Annotated in this window: 19 protein-coding genes; 5 read left to right on the forward strand and 14 right to left on the reverse strand. The window is 72.7% G+C overall.

Features of this window, described 5'->3' with window-relative positions:
• Positions 1-84 precede the first annotated feature (84 nt).
• Genes purL through Q1B24_RS16550 form a run of 3 tightly spaced genes read right to left on the reverse strand, consistent with a single transcriptional unit; the run spans position 85 to position 4,041 of the window.
• Positions 85-2,367, reverse strand: coding sequence for a phosphoribosylformylglycinamidine synthase subunit PurL (gene purL, locus Q1B24_RS16540; protein ID WP_299931149.1), 2,283 nt, complete (start codon positions 2,365-2,367; stop codon positions 85-87).
• A gap of 60 nt (positions 2,368-2,427) precedes the next feature.
• Positions 2,428-3,657, reverse strand: a complete 1,230-nt coding sequence (locus Q1B24_RS16545; protein ID WP_299931111.1) for a hypothetical protein — start codon at positions 3,655-3,657, stop codon at positions 2,428-2,430.
• 3 nt (positions 3,658-3,660) lie between these two features.
• Positions 3,661-4,041 (reverse strand): hypothetical protein, encoded by a 381-nt coding sequence (locus Q1B24_RS16550; protein ID WP_299931113.1) that lies wholly within the window; start codon positions 4,039-4,041, stop codon positions 3,661-3,663.
• Between the two features lie 573 nt (positions 4,042-4,614).
• Between Q1B24_RS16550 and Q1B24_RS16555 the strand changes: the two genes are divergently transcribed.
• The 3 genes from Q1B24_RS16555 (at position 4,615) to Q1B24_RS16565 (ending at position 7,136) form a co-directional block, all read left to right on the forward strand.
• The gene (locus Q1B24_RS16555; RefSeq protein ID WP_299931115.1) at positions 4,615-5,265 is read left to right on the forward strand and encodes a hypothetical protein; all 651 of its coding nucleotides are present in this window, start codon (positions 4,615-4,617) and stop codon (positions 5,263-5,265) included.
• Positions 5,266-5,274: 9 nt separating this feature from the next.
• Complete coding sequence (locus Q1B24_RS16560) at positions 5,275-5,670, forward strand: hypothetical protein (protein ID WP_299931116.1); 396 nt, start codon at positions 5,275-5,277, stop codon at positions 5,668-5,670.
• Positions 5,671-5,789: 119 nt separating this feature from the next.
• Complete coding sequence (locus Q1B24_RS16565) at positions 5,790-7,136, forward strand: glycoside hydrolase domain-containing protein (RefSeq protein ID WP_299931117.1); 1,347 nt, start codon at positions 5,790-5,792, stop codon at positions 7,134-7,136.
• 13 nt (positions 7,137-7,149) lie between these two features.
• Here the strand turns inward: Q1B24_RS16565 and Q1B24_RS16570 are convergent, their stop codons facing one another.
• From Q1B24_RS16570 to purS, 3 genes are read right to left on the reverse strand one after another with little or no spacing between them, the layout of a single operon-like run.
• A complete protein-coding gene (locus Q1B24_RS16570; protein ID WP_299931118.1) occupies positions 7,150-7,632 on the reverse strand; it encodes a DUF3817 domain-containing protein in 483 nt (160 codons plus the stop codon).
• On the reverse strand, positions 7,629-8,297 hold the full coding sequence (purQ, locus tag Q1B24_RS16575) for a phosphoribosylformylglycinamidine synthase subunit PurQ (RefSeq protein WP_299931119.1): 669 nt from the start codon (positions 8,295-8,297) through the stop codon (positions 7,629-7,631). Before purQ ends, Q1B24_RS16570 begins: the two co-directional genes overlap by 4 nt.
• Entirely contained in the window at positions 8,294-8,578 is a 285-nt protein-coding gene (gene purS / locus Q1B24_RS16580; protein ID WP_299931120.1) for a phosphoribosylformylglycinamidine synthase subunit PurS, read from the reverse strand. Before purS ends, purQ begins: the two co-directional genes overlap by 4 nt.
• 139 nt (positions 8,579-8,717) lie before the next feature.
• On the opposite strand from purS, the gene Q1B24_RS16585 reads away from it, so the two are divergent.
• Positions 8,718-9,542 carry a DUF72 domain-containing protein gene (locus Q1B24_RS16585; RefSeq protein WP_299931121.1) on the forward strand — a complete coding sequence of 275 codons (825 nt, stop codon included), beginning with the start codon at positions 8,718-8,720 and terminating at the stop codon, positions 9,540-9,542.
• A gap of 68 nt (positions 9,543-9,610) precedes the next feature.
• On the opposite strand, the gene Q1B24_RS16590 is transcribed toward Q1B24_RS16585, so the two are convergent.
• The 8 genes from Q1B24_RS16590 to Q1B24_RS16625 form a co-directional block, all read right to left on the reverse strand.
• On the reverse strand, positions 9,611-10,567 hold the full coding sequence (locus Q1B24_RS16590; protein WP_299931122.1) for a hypothetical protein: 957 nt from the start codon (positions 10,565-10,567) through the stop codon (positions 9,611-9,613).
• Between the two features lie 191 nt (positions 10,568-10,758).
• Entirely contained in the window at positions 10,759-10,944 is a 186-nt protein-coding gene (locus tag Q1B24_RS16595) for a hypothetical protein (RefSeq protein ID WP_299931123.1), read from the reverse strand.
• The gene (locus tag Q1B24_RS16600) at positions 10,944-12,518 is read right to left on the reverse strand and encodes a long-chain fatty acid--CoA ligase (protein WP_299931124.1); all 1,575 of its coding nucleotides are present in this window, start codon (positions 12,516-12,518) and stop codon (positions 10,944-10,946) included. The genes Q1B24_RS16595 and Q1B24_RS16600 overlap by 1 nt, the downstream gene beginning before the upstream one ends.
• 32 nt (positions 12,519-12,550) lie before the next feature.
• Positions 12,551-13,099: an SRPBCC family protein gene (locus Q1B24_RS16605; protein ID WP_299931150.1), complete on the reverse strand. Its 549-nt coding sequence runs from the start codon at positions 13,097-13,099 to the stop codon at positions 12,551-12,553.
• On the reverse strand, positions 12,988-13,890 hold the full coding sequence (locus tag Q1B24_RS16610; RefSeq protein WP_299931125.1) for a phosphoribosylaminoimidazolesuccinocarboxamide synthase: 903 nt from the start codon (positions 13,888-13,890) through the stop codon (positions 12,988-12,990). Before Q1B24_RS16610 ends, Q1B24_RS16605 begins: the two co-directional genes overlap by 112 nt.
• Entirely contained in the window at positions 13,887-14,123 is a 237-nt protein-coding gene (locus Q1B24_RS16615) for a hypothetical protein (RefSeq protein WP_299931126.1), read from the reverse strand. The genes Q1B24_RS16610 and Q1B24_RS16615 overlap by 4 nt, the downstream gene beginning before the upstream one ends.
• A 9-nt stretch (positions 14,124-14,132) precedes the next feature.
• Positions 14,133-14,681: an antibiotic biosynthesis monooxygenase gene (locus Q1B24_RS16620; RefSeq protein ID WP_299931127.1), complete on the reverse strand. Its 549-nt coding sequence runs from the start codon at positions 14,679-14,681 to the stop codon at positions 14,133-14,135.
• Positions 14,682-14,777: 96 nt separating this feature from the next.
• Positions 14,778-15,047 carry an acylphosphatase gene (locus Q1B24_RS16625; protein WP_299931128.1) on the reverse strand — a complete coding sequence of 90 codons (270 nt, stop codon included), beginning with the start codon at positions 15,045-15,047 and terminating at the stop codon, positions 14,778-14,780.
• A gap of 66 nt (positions 15,048-15,113) precedes the next feature.
• On the opposite strand from Q1B24_RS16625, the gene Q1B24_RS16630 reads away from it, so the two are divergent.
• Positions 15,114-16,568, forward strand: coding sequence for an MFS transporter (locus Q1B24_RS16630; protein ID WP_299931129.1), 1,455 nt, complete (start codon positions 15,114-15,116; stop codon positions 16,566-16,568).
• Positions 16,569-16,624: the final 56 nt, after the last annotated feature.

The raw sequence follows: 16,624 nt of genomic DNA on the forward strand, positions 1-16,624 counted from the left end.
CTGACCACCGGGAGGGGTATCTAGGGACCTTCTGGTAGGTCGATCGGTCCGGTCGCCCACCAGGACGTCCCTAGATACCGAGCGTCAGGAGCCGAGAGCGGCGGGGAGGGTCGCCTGCCAGGCGGCCTTGGCCTCGGCGACGGGGAGGTCGAAGACGCCCTCGACGGAGAGGGTGTCGCCCCCGGTGCGCCCGAGGGGCGTGATCGGTACGCCGTGGCGCTGGGCGAGGGCGACCAGGGCGTCGGCCTGCTCGTCGGTCACCGTCACCAGCGCGCGGGCGGTGGACTCGGAGAAGAGCGCCACGAACGCGTCGTCGGCGACCGAGGCCAGCGAGACCGACGCCCCGACGCCGGAGCCGAAGGTCGACTCGGCCAGCGCCTGGGCCAGGCCGCCGTCGGAGAGGTCGTGGGCGCTGGTGACGACGCCGTCGCGGGCGGCGTCGTGCAGCAGCGCGGCGAGGGCCTGCTCGGCCGCGAGGTCGAGCCGCGGGGGCAGGCCGCCGAGGTGGCCGTGCACGACGTGGGCCCACTCGGAGCCGGAGAGCTCCTCGCGGGTCTCGCCGAGCAGGAAGACCCGCTCGTCGGCGGCACCGAACCCGGTCGGCGTACGGCGCGTGACGTCGTCGATCACGCCGAGGACCGCGACCACCGGGGTCGGCAGGATCGCCGTCTCGCCGGTCTGGTTGTAGAGGCTGACGTTGCCGCCGGTGACCGGGATGCCGAGCTCGAGGCAGGCGTCCTTGAGGCCGCGGCACGCCTCGGCGAACTGCCACATCACGTCGGGGTCCTCGGGCGAGCCGAAGTTGAGGCAGTCGGAGACCGCCAACGGCCGCGCGCCGCCGGTGGCGACGTTGCGGTAGGACTCGGCGAGGGCGAGCTGCGCGCCCGTGTAGGGGTCGAGCTTGGCGAAGCGGCCGTTGCAGTCGGTGGCCACCGAGACGCCGAGGTTGGTGTCGGCGTCGACGCGCACCATGCCCGAGTCGGCCGGCTGCGCGAGGACGGTGTTGCCCTGGACGTAGCGGTCGTACTGGTCGGTGATCCACGACTTGTCGCACAGGTTGGGCGACGCGACCAGCCGGAGCACGGTGTCGCGCAGCTCCGAGCCGGAGGTCGGCCGCGGGAGCGCCTCGGCGCCGTCGGCCTGGAGCGCGTCCTGCCAGTCGGGGCGGGCGAACGGGCGCTGGTAGGTCGGGCCGTCGTGGGCCACGGACCGCGGGGGTACGTCGACGACGCGCTCGCCGTGCCAGTCGATCTCGAGGCGTCCGGAGTCGGTGACCTCGCCGATGACGACGGCCTCGACGTCCCACTTCCCGCAGATCGCCATGAAGGCGTCGACGTCGCCGGGCTCGACGACGGCCATCATCCGCTCCTGCGACTCGCTCATGAGGATCTCCTCGGGAGCGAGCGTGGAGTCGCGCAGGGGCACGCGGTCGAGCTCGACGTGCATGCCGCCGTCGCCGGCGGAGGCCAGCTCGGAGGTGGCGCAGGACAGGCCCGCGCCGCCGAGGTCCTGGATGCCGGCGATGACGCCGGCGGCGAAGAGCTCGAGCGTGCACTCGATGAGCAGCTTCTCCATGAAGGGGTCGCCGACCTGGACGCTCGGCCGCTTCGCCGGGCCCGTCTCGTCGAACGTCTCCGACGCCAGCACGGAGACGCCGCCGATGCCGTCGCCGCCGGTGCGGGCGCCGTAGAGCACCACCTGGTTGCCGGTGCCGGTCGCGTTCGCGAGGTGGAGGTCCTCGTGGCGGAGCACGCCGACACAGAGGGCGTTGACGAGCGGGTTGCCGGCGTAGGTCTCGTCGAAGACGGCCTCGCCGCCGATGTTGGGCAGGCCGAGGCAGTTGCCGTAGCCGCCGACGCCGGCCACGATCCCGGGCAGCACGCGCGCGGTGTCGGGGGCGTCGAGCGGACCGAAGCGCAGCGGGTCCATCACGGCGACCGGGCGGGCGCCCATCGCGAGGATGTCGCGCACGATGCCGCCGACGCCGGTGGCCGCCCCCTGGTAGGGCTCGACGAACGACGGGTGGTTGTGGCTCTCGACCTTGAAGGTCACGGCGTAGCCCTGGCCGATGTCGAGCACGCCGGCGTTCTCACCGATGCCGGCGAGCATCTTGCCGACCGGCGTCTCCTGGGGGATCTCGCCGAACTGCTTGAGGTGCACCTTGGTGGACTTGTAGGAGCAGTGCTCGCTCCACATCACGCTGTACATCGCGAGCTCGGAGCTCGTCGGGCGACGGCCCAGGATCTCGCGGATCCGGGCGTACTCGTCGGCCTTGAGGCCGAGGTCGGCCCACGGCTGCTCACGCTCGGCGTCGGTGGCCGCCAGGGCCACCGTGTCGAGGGTGCCGGTCGCGCCGGAGGTCGTCAGACCGGCGTTCGCGAGGGCGGGGGACTGCGGGGCGGCGCTCGTGTCGGGCACGGTGCCAATCTACCGGCGCTGCTCCCCCACCGGACGTCCGGGAGTCGCCTCGTGGACCACCCGTACGGACTGGCGCCGCTCGCCGCTGCCGGGGTGCTCGTCGCCGTCGGCGTCCGTTCCGACCTCGTCGACCTCCTCGACCGAGTCCTCGTCGTGCTCGGCGGGCTCGTCGTCGCGGCGGGAGTCCTTGCCCGAGCCCCGTGGCCGGGGCCCCTCGCGGGCCGCCTCCCGCTCGGCCCTGCGGGCCGCCCGCTCGGCGCGCTTCTCCTCGAGCGCGGCGCGCTTGGCCTCGCGCACCGCCTCCTTCTCCCGGGCGGCGCGCGCCGCGGCCTCCTCCGAGGCCGTCCGCTCGAGCCGCGGCGTCGCCATCCGGGCCGGGCCGCCACGTCCGCTCGCCATGCCCCGCGACATCGTGCCCGCACGGGCCGCCATGCCGCCGGCCCCCAGGCCCCCGACCGGGGGCGTGCCTGCCGCCGGGGGCCGAGCGCGACCGCTCCGGCCGAGGAGCCCGCCTGCCGCGCTCGCGGCCAACGACGTCAGCCCGGCCGCGGAGAGGCCGGTCAGGTCGGGGACGGTGACCGCGACCGGGGCGAGCGGCGGCAACCCCGCCTGGCCCCCGACCCCGGCCTGGGCCGCGCCCGGCACCGAGGTGGACTGCGGCGCGACGATGCCGACGCCCGACTCCTCGCCGCCCGGGCCGCCGAGGAACCCGGCGAACCTGCCCCCGGTGAGGGACATCAGCTCGGTGCGCACCGTCACCATCTCGGCGCGGGCGGACCGGAGCCGGGCGCTCTCCTGGTCGAGCGCCACGGTCAGCCGGCGGCGGATGTCGTCGGTCTCGGCCTGGCCGCGGGTGACCTTGCTGCGCTCGTCGTCCTCGGACGGCGTGAAGACCAGGTGCCGTGACTCGCCGACCACCTCGTGGGGCACCGCCGCGACGGTGGTCCAGGCGCGGTCGAGCTCCTTCTGCGACGACGCCATCGCCCCGGCAGCCGCGCGCAGGCAGTCGGCGACCAGGTCGGCGAGGGTGGTGAAGCGGTCGAGGCGGGCGAGCACCTGCTTGCGGTGCTGCTCGTAGCTCTCGGCGGACGCCGCGTCCCAGCCCTCGGTGGCGCGCCGGGCGGCGTCGACGAGCTCGTCGCCGCGGCGCGCGACCTGGGCGCCGACCTCGGTCCACCGCTGGGCGGCGGCCTCGAGCGGCCGGACGTCGGCACGCAGCTCCCACGGGTTGGCCGGCACGACTCACCGACCTCCCGGCCCCGGCAGGATCCCGAAGGGACCCTCGCCCAGCAGGTGCGTGGCGCGGTCGAGCTCGGCGGCGACGACGTCGTCGGCGCGCAGCGCGTCGCGCGCGGCGTCGACCAGCCCCTCGACGCCGAGCTCGAGGGCGCCGGCGAGCGAGGTGAGGACCTCGTCGGCGTCGGCCAGCGCGTCGGCGTACGACGCCGCGAGGTCGACGGTCCCGGCGGCGTCGCCGAGGGCCGCGCACGCCCCGGCGAGCTCGTCGAGGGCGTCGGCCCAGTCGTGCCGCATCGCGTCGAGGATGCGCTCGGAGGAGCCCGCCAGCTCCACCAGCCTGGCCGGCTCGACCTGCATCAGGGATCGCTTGCCGCTTGCGCTCACCTCAGCGGGATACCCGCGCCGGCGCGAGCCAAACACGCGGCCCGCCGGCCTGTGGGCGAACAAGTCGGCCCGGCCGGTTTCGCGCCCGCGCGTTCGGGGAAGGTCAGCGACACGACCTGCACCGAGCCCTCTCCCAGGAGCCGCGATGAACGCCGTCATGACCGTCGACCTCTCCGAGCTCGACGCCTGGTCCGCGCAGGTGCAGCGCGCGAGTGACGACCTGTCCGGCATCGCCCGCAACGGTGGCCATGCGCTCGTCCGGACCGACTTCGGCCCCATCCTCGAGACGATGATGGGCGCCTACCACGCCCTCCTCCCCTCGGTGCACCGGTCGCTCGAGGACAACGGCACCGGGATGCGCGACCACGCGGAGGCGCTGCGGGCCACGGCCCGCGACTTCACGCTGACCGAGGACGGCGTCGTACGTCGTCACAGGCCGCCGGCGTCGACGGCCGTGACGGCTCGAGCGGGTTCTGGGACGTCGCCGACACCACCGTCCGGCGTGCCGGCCCCACCCAGAGCAGCCTCCCGCAGGTCAGCTTCGGCTTCCCCTACGACACGGTCTGCGACCTGGTGCGCATGCTCACCGGCTTCGACATCCGCGCCGAGCTCGCCGACAAGATCGGCGGTGACGTGGTCAGCGCCTCCAGCCAGGGCTCGTCGTTCGGCGCGCTCGGGCAGTCGATGCGCGGAGTCGCGGCCAACCTCGAGAGCGGCAGCCGCACCATCTCGCAGACCTGGCAGGGCGGCGCGTCCGACGCCGCGGTGAAGCAGATCGGCACGTGGGTCGGCTCCCTCGACGCGCAGGCCGGCCAGCTCGTCCAGATGGGCCAGACCGTCGTGCAGGTCTGCCGCGACGCCTGGCAGACCGCGCTCGCGGTGGTGCAGTGCGTGAAGGCGGCGGTGCAGACCGTCTCCGCCGCGCTCGCCACCATGAGCATCCCCGGTGTCGGCTGGGCCCGCGTCGTGCAGGCCGTCTTCCAGGCCTTCCAGGCGGTGATGAAGGCCTACCAGGCGCTGATGAAGCTCATCGACATCCTCAAGCAGGTCGAGTCGCTCATCTCCACGGTCAAGGGCTTCTTCGACGGCGACAAGGCGCCGGTCTCCACACCCGGGGTCGCCGTCTCGACCGGTACGCCGAGCAGCGTGACGCGCGATCCCGGCACGATCACCACCCCGACGGTCGGCCAGCGGCCCGCGCCGGCCGCCGCTGCCCCGGCATAGCCTCCCCCCATGAGCGCCCACCGCAGCCAGGCCGAGATCCTGGCAGCGATCAACGCAGCACGCGAGGACCTGACCTCGAGCCTGGCCGACCTCCGGGCGAGCGTCGAGGACCTCGAGAAGAAGCCGTTGCTCACCGACGAGGAGAGGCAGGCGCTCGAGGAGCAGGCCGAGTCGGGCGAGCTCGGCGAGGACATGCAGACGCTCGTGGAGAAGATCCGCGGCGGCGAGGACACGTGGGAACAGGTGTTCTCGGGACAGTCGCCCAACGGTGCGCTGCTCCAAGGACACCTCGCGCGGATGGTCGACGAGCACCAGGACGACATCGCGCTCGCCTTCGAGGAGCTCCTCGAGGAGGAAGAGGCGAAGGGCAACTTCGTCCTCGACGACGTCCCCACCCGCGACTGACCCCCGTGAAGAACTACACCGCGGTAGTTCTGCCGAACGTCTGTTACGCGTGTGACTCATGTGGTTCTCTGGTCGGGCTCGCCCGCCGTCGTACGCCTTCCCCGCCCGCTGGAGTCACCATGCGTCGCCTCGTCCTCGCTGCCCTCGCGCTCGTCCTTGCCGTGCCCGCCGGCTCCTCTCCTGCGACCGCGGACGAGACCGCGCCCCAGGCGCGCAAGCTCGCCTCGCAGCGCCAGATCGCCCTCGCGACCCCGGGCGACTTCACCGGCTACGGCTTCGACCAGTGCGTCGCCCCGACCCAGTCGGCGATGGACGCCTGGTGGAAGAAGTCGCCGTTCACGGCGGTCGGCATCTACATCTCCGGCGACTCCCGCGCCTGCCGTACGCAGCCGAACCTCAGCCCCACGTGGGTGGCGACCCAGGTGGCGCGCGGCTGGCGGCTGCTGCCCATCGCGCTCGGTCCGCAGGCGTCGTGCCAGCCGCGCTTCCCGCGCTACAAGGACGACTTCAAGATCTCCCCGAGCCCGGCCGGCGGCTACGCCACGGCTGCCGCCCAGGGTGCGGCGGAGGCCGACAAGAACGCCGCCGACGCGACGACGTACGGCATCGGAGCGGGCAGCACGATCTGGTACGACCTCGAGGGCTTCAACTTGCAGGACACCCACTGCCGCGAGTCCGCGCTGGTCTTCACGTCGGCGTGGGTGACCCGGATCAAGGCGCTCGGCTACACCGCCGGCTTCTACTCCAGCGCCAGCTCGGGCATCAAGATGCTCGACGACGCGCGCCGGTTGCGGCCCGGTCAGTTCGCCCTCCCGGACCGCATCTGGATCGCCCGCTGGGACGGCGCGGCCAACACGTCCACGACCTACATCCCCGAGGACGGCTGGCGTCCGGGCGGCCGGATGAAGCAGTACCTCGGCGGCCACAACGAGACCTGGGGCGGGGTGACGATCAACATCGACAGCAACTTCATCGACCTCGGCGCCGGCTCGCAGCCACGGCCCGAGGGCCGGTGCCCCGGCACCCGCCTGGGCTACTGGAAGTACCCGAAGCTCTCTCCCACCTCCGCCCGCGCGACGCGGGTCAAGGTGCTGCAGTGCCTGCTCACCGAGCAGGGCACCTACTCCGGGCCCGTCAACGGCTCCTACGACGCCGCGACCATCGCGGGGGCACGCGCCTGGCAGTCCGCGCGCAGGTTCACGCCGAGCAACACCTTCAGCAAGCGGCACTGGACCGCGCTGCTCGCCGCCGGGTCCCGTACGACGCTCAAGCGCGGGTCGGTCGGCGAGTCGGTCCACCGGCTGCAGCGGGCGCTCAACGCGGCCGGCGCGGGCCGCTTCCGGGCGACCGGCGTGTTCGACGCCAAGACGGAGTCGGCCGTGCGGACCTACCAGAAGCGGCTGCGGATCGGCGTCTCCGGCGTCGCCACCCGGCAGACCTGGAACAAGCTGCAGCAGGGCCGCTGACGCTCGAGGTCGATCAGACGGGCGGGCCGACGACGAGCGCCACGCCCGTCAGGCCGGCGACAGCGACCAGGCCGACGAGCGCCCCCTGGGCCGGACGGCGGACCAGCCACGCGGTGAGCTTCTCGAGCAGGCCGTGCGGCGCGTCGGACCGCAGGCGCCAGGCGTCGCCCAGCAGCCCCGCGCGCTCGGCGTACCGCTCGAAGGGCACGGTCGCGAACGGCGGCACCGCCGCGCCCAGGCCCAGCGCCAGGCGGCTGACCGGCCACTTCTGGTCGACGAAGAGCAGCACGGTCACCAGGCAGTAGGCGATGAACACGACGCCGTGGACCATGCCGAACACACTCACCGCCACCTCCCCCACACCGGTTGTTGAGGAGGCGAGGGACGAGCCGTCTCGAAACACGGTGACGTACTTGAGGAACATCCCGGTCAGCAGCAGCGCCCAGGTGACGGCCTCCGCGCGGGCGACGAGGCGGTAGAGACGGGTCGGGTTCATGCAAAGGCCTTCTCGACGAGCGAGGTGAAGAAGCCGAGCCCGTCGGTGCCGGGGCCGGTGAGGTCCTCGACCGCGTGCTCGGGGTGGGGCATCAGGCCGACGACGTTGCCGCGCTCGTTGGAGATGCCGGCGATGTCACGGAGCGAGCCGTTGGGGTTGTGGTCGAGGTAGCGCGCGACGACGCGGCCCTCGCCCTCGAGCCGGTCGAGGGTGGGCTGGTCGGCGACGAACCCGCCCTCGCCGTTCTTGAGCACGATCGTGACCTCCGCGCCCGCGGCGTAGGCCGAGGTCCACGGGGTGTCGACGCGCTCGATGCGCAGCCGCTGGTCACGGCAGACGAACTTGCGGTGGTCGTTGCGGATCAGCGCGCCCGGCAGCAGGTGGGACTCGCAGAGGATCTGGAAGCCGTTGCAGATGCCGAGCACCGGCATGCCCTTGCCGGCGGCGTCGACGACCGACGTCATGACCGGAGCGAACCGCGAGATGGCGCCGCAGCGGAGGTAGTCGCCGTAGGAGAACCCGCCCGGCAGCACGACCGCGTCGACGCCCCTGAGGTCGTCGTCACCGTGCCAGAGCGCGACCGCCTCGTTGCCGCCGATGGTGACCGCGCGGCGCGCGTCGACGTCGTCGAGCGAGCCGGGGAAGGTGACGACGCCGACCCTCATGCGCGGCCGGCCTCGTGCGCGACCTCGGCGACCGAGTGCTCCTCGACGTGGACCTCGAAGTCCTCGATCACCGGGTTGGACAGCAGCGTCTCGGCGACCTTCTCGATCTCGGCCAGCACCTCGTCGGTGATCTCGCCGTCGACCTGCAGCTCGAACCGCTTGCCCTGACGGACGTCGGTGACGAGGTCGAACCCGAGCCGGGGCAGTGCACCGAGCACCGCCTTGCCCTGGGGGTCGAGGATCTCGGGCTTGGGCATGACGTCGACGACGACTCGGGCCACGGGGATGCTCCTGGGTGACAGGGTGGGGCGGGCAGTCCCGATTCTAGTGAGCCGCCGCACGAGCGCGCCCGGCGGGCATGACGGTGGACGGAGCGGGTACGCGAGGGGTGGCGGGACGACACGCGCGACGGGAGCTCGGATGGCACGGATCGGCATCTCCGGCTGGCGGTACGCCGGCTGGCGCAACCACTTCTACCCCTCCGGGCTGCCGCAGCGCCTCGAGCTGGCCTACGTCGGCGAGCGCCTGACCACCGTCGAGGTCAACGGCTCCTTCTACTCCCTGCAGCGGCCGTCGAGCTGGCGGTCGTGGGCCGAGCAGGTCCCGGACGACTTCGTCTTCGCCGTCAAGGGGCCGCGCTTCGTCACGCACATGAAGAAGCTCAACGACGTCGAGGCGCCGCTCGGCACCTTCCTCGCCTCCGGCGTGCTGTCGCTGGGCGAACGGCTCGGGCCGCTGCTGTGGCAGCTGCCGCCCAACCTGGGCTTCCACCCCGACCGCCTCGCCGCGTTCTTCGACCTGCTGCCGCGCACCACCTCGGCCGCGTCGTCGTACGCCGCTGCCCACCACGACGCGGCCAAGCTCAAGGAGCCCGCCGACACCTCGACGCCGGTCGACCGGCCGCTGCACCACGTGCTCGAGGTCCGGCACCCCTCCTTCCGCACGCCGGAGTTCTGCGAGCTCCTGCGAGCCCACGACATCGGGATGGTCGTCGCCGACTCGGCCGGCACGTGGCCGATGTTCGACGAGGTGACGAGCGGCGTCGCCTACGTCCGGCTGCACGGTGACACCGAGCTCTACGCCAGCGGCTACTCCGACGCGACCCTCGACCACTGGGCCGCCAAGGTGCGCGCCTGGGAGGCCGACGGCCTCGACGTCTACGTCTACTTCGACAACGACGCCAAGGTGCACGCCCCCTTCGACGCCATCGCGCTCCAGGAGCGGCTGGGGGTCAGCCCGGCCTGAGCCTGGGGAACCAGGTGCAGGCCGATCGGCGTGTTCGGCCTGCACCTGGTTCCCCACTCACTCCTCACTCACTCCAAGGACCGGTAGTGCTCGAGCATCATGGCGTCCAGGGCCGCGGAGTCCTCGTCGGGCAGGGGCGGTGCGGGCACGAAGGCGCCGACCCGCCAGGGCCGCTGGCCCTCCGGCAGCCACCGGGCACGCCCTCTCGCGGAGACCATGCGGTCGCGCCACACGCGCTCGGAGTCGCCCGCCACGAGCACGAACCCCTCGAGCCCCACACCTCGGAGTGCATCCGCCCGGGCCTCGTCACGCCGCTGGCGTTCACGGCTGCGGTGCAGCGCGCCGTTGTACTCGCCGTAGGTGCCCGAGACCGCGTCCAGCAGGTCGACCACCGCGAGCACCCTGCCGGACAGGTCGAGCACCTCGCGGTTCATCAGCGGCCGGGGCAGGCCGAGATCGCCCTCCCACACCTGGAGCATCTCCGACTCCTTCGGCGAGCGGCACTCCCCGCACGCTCGCTCCAGCGCGTACGTCGCTGCGCCAGGCTGCCGCCTCCTCGAGGCTGCCTCACGGAGCGCGTGGAGGTCGACGACGCCCGCTGCCAGCGCCATGTCGACCATCACTCCGGCGGCTCGTCGGTCGCCGGCCCGCCGCAGCTCGTGCAGCAGCGCGACCTCGCTAGGGGCGCACGGGATGCCGGACCTCAAGACGGGAACGGGAAGCCGGTGACGCGTGCGCTCGACCAGCACGCCGGCGCCACGGATGCGGGACGTGTGCGCCAGCAGCACCGGCACCGGCCTGCGAGCACCGGGCGCAAGGCCGTCGAAGAAGGCAGCTCCGGCCAGCCGGAGGGCCGCCCAGCCGGTGACCATGCCGTGCTCGGGGAGCCGGACGGCAGCCTCGAGGATGCGCTGCTCGACGGTCTGCGGCGCGTCCGCGGGCACGACCAGTCCGTGGCTGGTCGTGCGCCACGACGGGCCGGCAGCGGTGCCACGACGTGGTCCGGCGCGACCTTCCGGATCCACGCGGACCGGACGCACCAGACCGCTCGGCGAAGGGCAACAGGGATGGAAGTCGGACACGAACGACACCTGCCCGCGGCGGGACGTCGTACGCCCTCCGTGTCACGCCTGTGGACAACCCGCCGTTGGGGAACCAGGTGCAGGCCGATCGCCGAGATCCGCCTGCGGTTGGTTCCCCAGCCGGACGGCGTACGTCACTCCCGCCGGCGCGCCGACACGATGACGAGGGCGAGCCCGAAGCCCGCGAGGATCGGGCCGATGACGGCCCAGATGCTCTGGTCGGTCATCGGGCTGCCCTCGAGGTAGCCGAGGCCCTGGAAGGTCCACACGGCACCCATGAGCACCATGATCACCCCGAGGACGATCCCGAGCGGGCGCATCAGGCGAGCTCGCGCTTGAGGATCTTGCCGGTCGCGGTCATCGGCAGCGCGTCGACGAACTCGACGATGCGGGGGTACTTGTAGGCCGCCATCTGCTCCTTGCCCCAGGCCACGAGCTCGTCCTCGGTGACCGTGGCGCCGTCCTTGCGGATGACGACCGCCTTGATCTCCTCGCCGTGGCTCTCGTCGGGCACACCGATGACGGCGGCGAGCGAGACGCCGGGGTGGGTGAGGAGGACCTCCTCGATCTCGCGCGGGTAGACGTTGTAGCCGCCGCGGATGATCATGTCCTTGGACCGGTCGACGATGTAGTACCAGCCGTCGGCGTCCTTGCGGCCGAGGTCGCCGGAGCGGAACCAGCCGTCCACGATCGCGTCGGCGGTCGCGTCGGGGCGGCCGTAGTAGCCCTTCATGATGTTGGGGCCCTTGATGGCGATCTCGCCGACGACCTTCTCGGGGTCCTCGCCGTCCTCGACGTCCTCGCGCACCCCGGGCTCGGGGTTGATCAGCTTCATCTCGACGCCCGGGATCGGCTTGCCGATGGAGCCGACGCGCACGGGCTCGCCCCACACGGAGAAGCTCGCGACGGGCGAGGTCTCCGAGAGCCCGTAGCCCTCGAGGATCGTGACGCCGAACCGGTGCTCGAACTCCTTGTGCACCTCGACCGGCAGCGCGGAGCCGCCCGCGACCGCGACCCGCACGTGGTCGGCGACCTTCTTCACGTCCACGCCCGAGTCGTCGAGCGCGCCGAGCAGGCCCCAGTACATCGTCGGGACGCCGGCGAAGAACGTCACGCCCTCCTGCTCCATCAGGGTCAGCGCCGGGCCGGCCTCGAAGCGCGGCAGCATCACGACGGTGCCGCCGAAGGCGAAGCCGGCGTTCATGATCACCGTCTGGCCGAACGAGTGGAAGAGCGGCAGCACGCACAGCAGCGTGTCGGGGTTGTCGGAGTCGGCACCGAAGAGCGCGTCGCTGGACAACGCGTTGCTGATCATGTTGCGGTGCATCAGCTCGGCACCCTTGGGCTGGCCGGTGGTGCCCGAGGTGTAGAGGATGACGGCGGTGTCGTCCGCGCCGACCTCACGCGTCTCGAAGACGGGCGACTGGCCCTTGAGCGCCTGGCCCAGGGTCTCGGTGCCGGCGATCGGCGACTCCGCCGCCGGGTCGGCGGTGATGACGAAGAAGTGCTCGCACGCCTCGGCCTGCTCGAAACCGGCGTGGCCCTCAGCACCGATCGGCAGCTCGGGGGTGCCCTGGAAGCAGAAGTACGCCTTCGCGTCCGAGTCGTCGAGGTGGTAGGCCACCTCGCGTCCCTTGAGCAGCACGTTGAGCGGCACGACGGTCGCCCCGGCCTTGAGGATGCCGTAGTAGACGATCGGGAAGTAGGGCAGGTTCGGGCAGCTCAGCGCGACCTTGTCGCCCGGCTGGATGCCGCGCGAGACCAGCAGGTTGGCGACCTGGTTGGCCGCGGCGTTCACCTGGGCGTACGACAGGCGGGTGCCGCCGAGCACGACGGCCGTGCGGTCCGGGTGGGCCTCGGCGGAGCCTTCGAGGAGCGAGGAGAGGTTGGGCATGGCGCCAACCTACTCACCAGTCGTGAGGCACGTCACCCGTCGGCGCGCTGCGCGATCCGGTGGCCGGCGGTCTTGAGGTCCGCGGCGATCGCGCGGCCGGCCAGCAGCCCCGAGCTCCGCGCCGCGACGGCGTACATCCCCGCGCCCGACACCTCGCCCTCGGCGACCACGCGACAGCCCTCGCGGGTGCCGGTGAAGCGGAGCCGCAGAGACGCCTCGACCCCGCGCCAGGTGCCGCGCTCGGCCCACGCCCGGAAGGGCGTGAACTCGACGACCTCGAGGCTGGGGCGTACGCCGACCACGGTCAGCTCCGTCCAGGTCTGCCCGAGATGGGGCTCCTCGTCCTCGGGCACGTCGACCGACAGCAGGCTCGACTGCCACTCCGGGCGCCGACGCGGGTCGACGAGGTAGGCGAACGCCTGCTCCGCCGGGTGCGGCAGCTCGACGGTCGCGGTGAAGCGCCGCGTCGTCAGAACGTCTCCCCGGTCAGCAGCTCGTAGGCCTCGACGTAGCGTGCGCGGGTGCGCTCCACGACGGCGTCGGGCAGCGGCGGCGGCGCCTCGCCGGAGGTGCGGTCCCAGCCGGACTCCCCGGTGAGCCAGTCGCGCACGATCTGCTTGTCGTACGACGACTGGGCGCGGCCGGGCTGCCACTCGGCGGCGGGCCAGAAGCGAGAGCTGTCGGGGGTGAGGACCTCGTCGGCGAGGATCGTGGCGCCGCCCTCCGACGCCGGTCGCCGGCCGAACTCGAGCTTGGTGTCGGCCAGGATGATGCCGCGCTCGCGGGCGATGCCGTGCGCCTTGTCGTAGACCTCCATGGTGAGCATCCGCAGCTCGGCGGCCGCGTCGTCGCCAACGGCCTCGACGACCGCCTCGTAGTCGACGTTCTCGTCGTGGTCGCCGAGGTCGGCCTTGGTGGCGGGCGTGAAGATCGGCTCGGGCAGCCGGCTGCCGTCCTGCAGCCCGGCGGGCAGCGCGATGCCGCAGACCTCGCCGGTGCGGTGGTAGTCGAGGAGGCCGGAGCCGGTGAGGTAGCCGCGGGCCACGCACTCGACCGGGAACATCTCGAGGCGCTCGCACACGACCGCGCGGCCGGCGACGGACGCGGGCACGTCGGTGGAGACCACATGGTTGCCGACGAGCCCGGCGAGCTGGTCGAACCACCACAGCGACATCCGGGTGAGGATCTCGCCCTTGTCGGGGATCGTCGTGTCGAGGACGAAGTCGTAGGCGGAGATGCGGTCGCTGGCGACCATCAGCAACCTGCCCTCGTGCTCGCCGGAGTCGATCCGGTAGAGGTCGCGGACCTTGCCGGAGTGGAGGTGGGTGGTGCCCTCGATGACAGGTGCTGCGGGGATGTTCAGCTCGGTCACGCGCCGAGCCTAGTGGCCGAGCGCTGCATGAGCAGCGCAAGTCCGGCACCCGCGACGCCCGCGACGACCGCCGGGACGACCACGACAGGCAGCGGGGGCAGGCCCGGCGCGGCGCTCGGGTCCACGACCACTCCGAGGACGACCCCCGCGGCCGCACCGCCGACCACGCCGGACCCGACCCAGCCGAGACCGAGCCATCCCGGGTCGCGACGCTCAGCAGCCATGTCCCCCATGGCGGGACCCTAGCGGTGCAGCCACCAGCTCATCCGGCGCGTCATCCACGGCAGGAAGACATACGTCATGAGCGGCGTCATCACCGACGTCACCAGCACCACCCGGGGCACGAGCGGCCAGCCGCCGATGGTGCGCGAGGCCACGAAGTTGGCCAGCAGGCTGAGCGGCAGGAAGACCATGAAGATCACGACCATCTGCTTCCAGCGCGGCGGCGGCACCGGGGCCGCGCTCAGGGCCTCCACCGTGGCCGACTCGTCGAACCATCCCTCGATGCCCGTACGCCGCTCCCGTCGCGACTCCTCCACGTCGCCCGCGGCCGCCTCGAGCCACCAGGCCCGCTGCGGGGAGGCCTCCCAGGCGGCGAGCGACTCGGCGTCGGAGAAGCGGTAGAGCATGTGCCAGTCGGTCGAGTCGGCGCTCGGCCGCACCCAGCCCGACCCGAGGAACCCGTCGAACTTCTCCGCCATCGACGTGCCCGCCTGCATCCAGGCCAGCATCTGCGTGGAGTGCGACGGGTCGACGTGACGGGTGACGGACACGGTCACGGGGGCGCTCATGGGTTTCAGTCTCGGGCGCGGGCGGCCCCGGGGTGAAGCCGACGTCGACGAGATCCCGGCCACGTCGGCCCCGGGAGCGACGAGCGGATGCCACGTTCACCCGGTGACCTCGAAGGAGGACGCGCCGCTGGCTGCGGCGTCGCGTGCGGCCAGGTCGCGCACCCGCGCCGAGGGCGGCCCGTGCCGGCACCACTCCACGAGCGCGTCGACCGCGGCGTCCTCGCCCTCGGCGTGGACGAGCACGCTGCCGTCGACCTCGTTGCGCACCCAGCCGACGACGCCGAGCTGCTGCGCCCGCTCCTGGGTGTGCCACCGGAACGCCACGCCCTGCACCTGCCCGGTCACCCGGGCCTGGACCGCCTTCATGGCCCCATCCTGCCTCCTCCCGCCGGGCGGTCCTCGCCGCTGGGACCGGGTGAGAGGCTGACGCGGATGACCCAGGACGAGCAGGCCCAGGACGAGCGGGCGCAGGACACGACGGGCGAGGCGGCGTACGAGCCGGACCCGCGGCGCTGGCGCGTGCTGGCGGTCTCGCTGGTCGTCGGCTTCATGTCGCTGTTGGACGTCACGATCGTCAACGTCGCCGTGCCGTCCATCCGCGCCGGGCTCGAGACCTCGGCCGCGACGATCCAGTGGGTGGTGTCGGGCTACGCGCTGGCCTTCGGCATGACGCTCGTCGCCGGCGGCCGGCTCGGCGACGCCCACGGCCGGCGCCGGATGATGACCATCGGGCTCGTCGGCTTCATCGTCTCCAGCGCCGCCGTCGGGCTCGCCCCCAACGCGGCCGCGATCGTCGTCGCCCGGCTGGTGCAGGGCGCCAGCGCGGGCCTGCTGACGCCACAGAACTCCGGCCTCATCCAGCAGCTCTTCCGAGGGCCCGAGCGAGGCCGGGCGTTCGGGATGTTCGGCTTCACCGTCGCGGTCGCCTCCGCCGCGGGACCGCTCATCGGCGGCGCCCTCATCGCGCTGCTCGGCGAGGAGAACGGCTGGCGGTCGCTCTTCCTCATCAACGTGCCGATCGGCCTCGTCGCACTCGTGCTGATCCGCCGACTGGTGCCCGACAACGACGTGGGTGCCGAGGCCGACAAGGACCCGCGCGTCGACCTGTTCGGTGCACTGCTGCTCGGTCTCGCGGTGCTGTCGGTCCTCTACCCCCTGATCAGTCTCGAGGGCGGTGCCGGACTGCCGCTGGTGGGGCTGCTCGCCTTCCCCGCACTGGCGTGGGCGTTCGTGCGGTGGGAGGCGCGGACCGTACGGCTGGACCGGCCGCCGCTGCTCGACCTGTCGCTGCTGCGCGGCCTGCCGGGATACGCCAACGGCCTGCTGGTCGGCACGCTCTACTTCACCGGGTTCACCGGGATCTTCCTCGTGCTGTCGGTGCACCTGCAGGAGGGCGAGGGCTTCTCACCGCTAGGGGCGGCACTGCTGATGACGCCCTTCGCGGTCGGCGCGGCCACCACCTCCCCGTTGGCGGGCAGGCTGGTCGGGCGCATCGGGCGCCGCGTGACGCTGGTCGCGCTCGCCGTGATGATGACGGGCACCGCGCTCGCCGCCGTGCTGGTGACCCAGCCGACCGACCGGCTGTGGTGGACGCTCGCGCCGGCGATGCTGCTCGCCGGGATCGGCGGCGGCGGCGTCATCTCCCCCAACTTCACCCTGACCCTCGCCGAGGTCCCGCCGCAGATGGGCGGAGCGGCCGGGGGCGCGCTGCAGACCGGCCAGCGGATCGGCTCCGCGCTCGGTGCAGCACTGCTGATGACCGTCTACCTGGCGGTCGACTCCGTCGCCTCCGCACCGGTCGCGGCCCGGGCGTCCCTGCTCGCGGCGCTCGCCGTGCTCGCGCTCGCCCTCGCCGCCGCCGTACGCTCCTGGCGGCTCGGCGACTGACGAGCACCATGAAGGCAGTTCGGGCCCCGCGGGACCGGCGCTGAGCGTGCAATGCG

Origin of the sequence: uncultured Nocardioides sp., assembly GCF_947488025.1 — a bacterium.
Taxonomy (GTDB): Bacteria; Actinomycetota; Actinomycetes; order Propionibacteriales; family Nocardioidaceae; genus Nocardioides.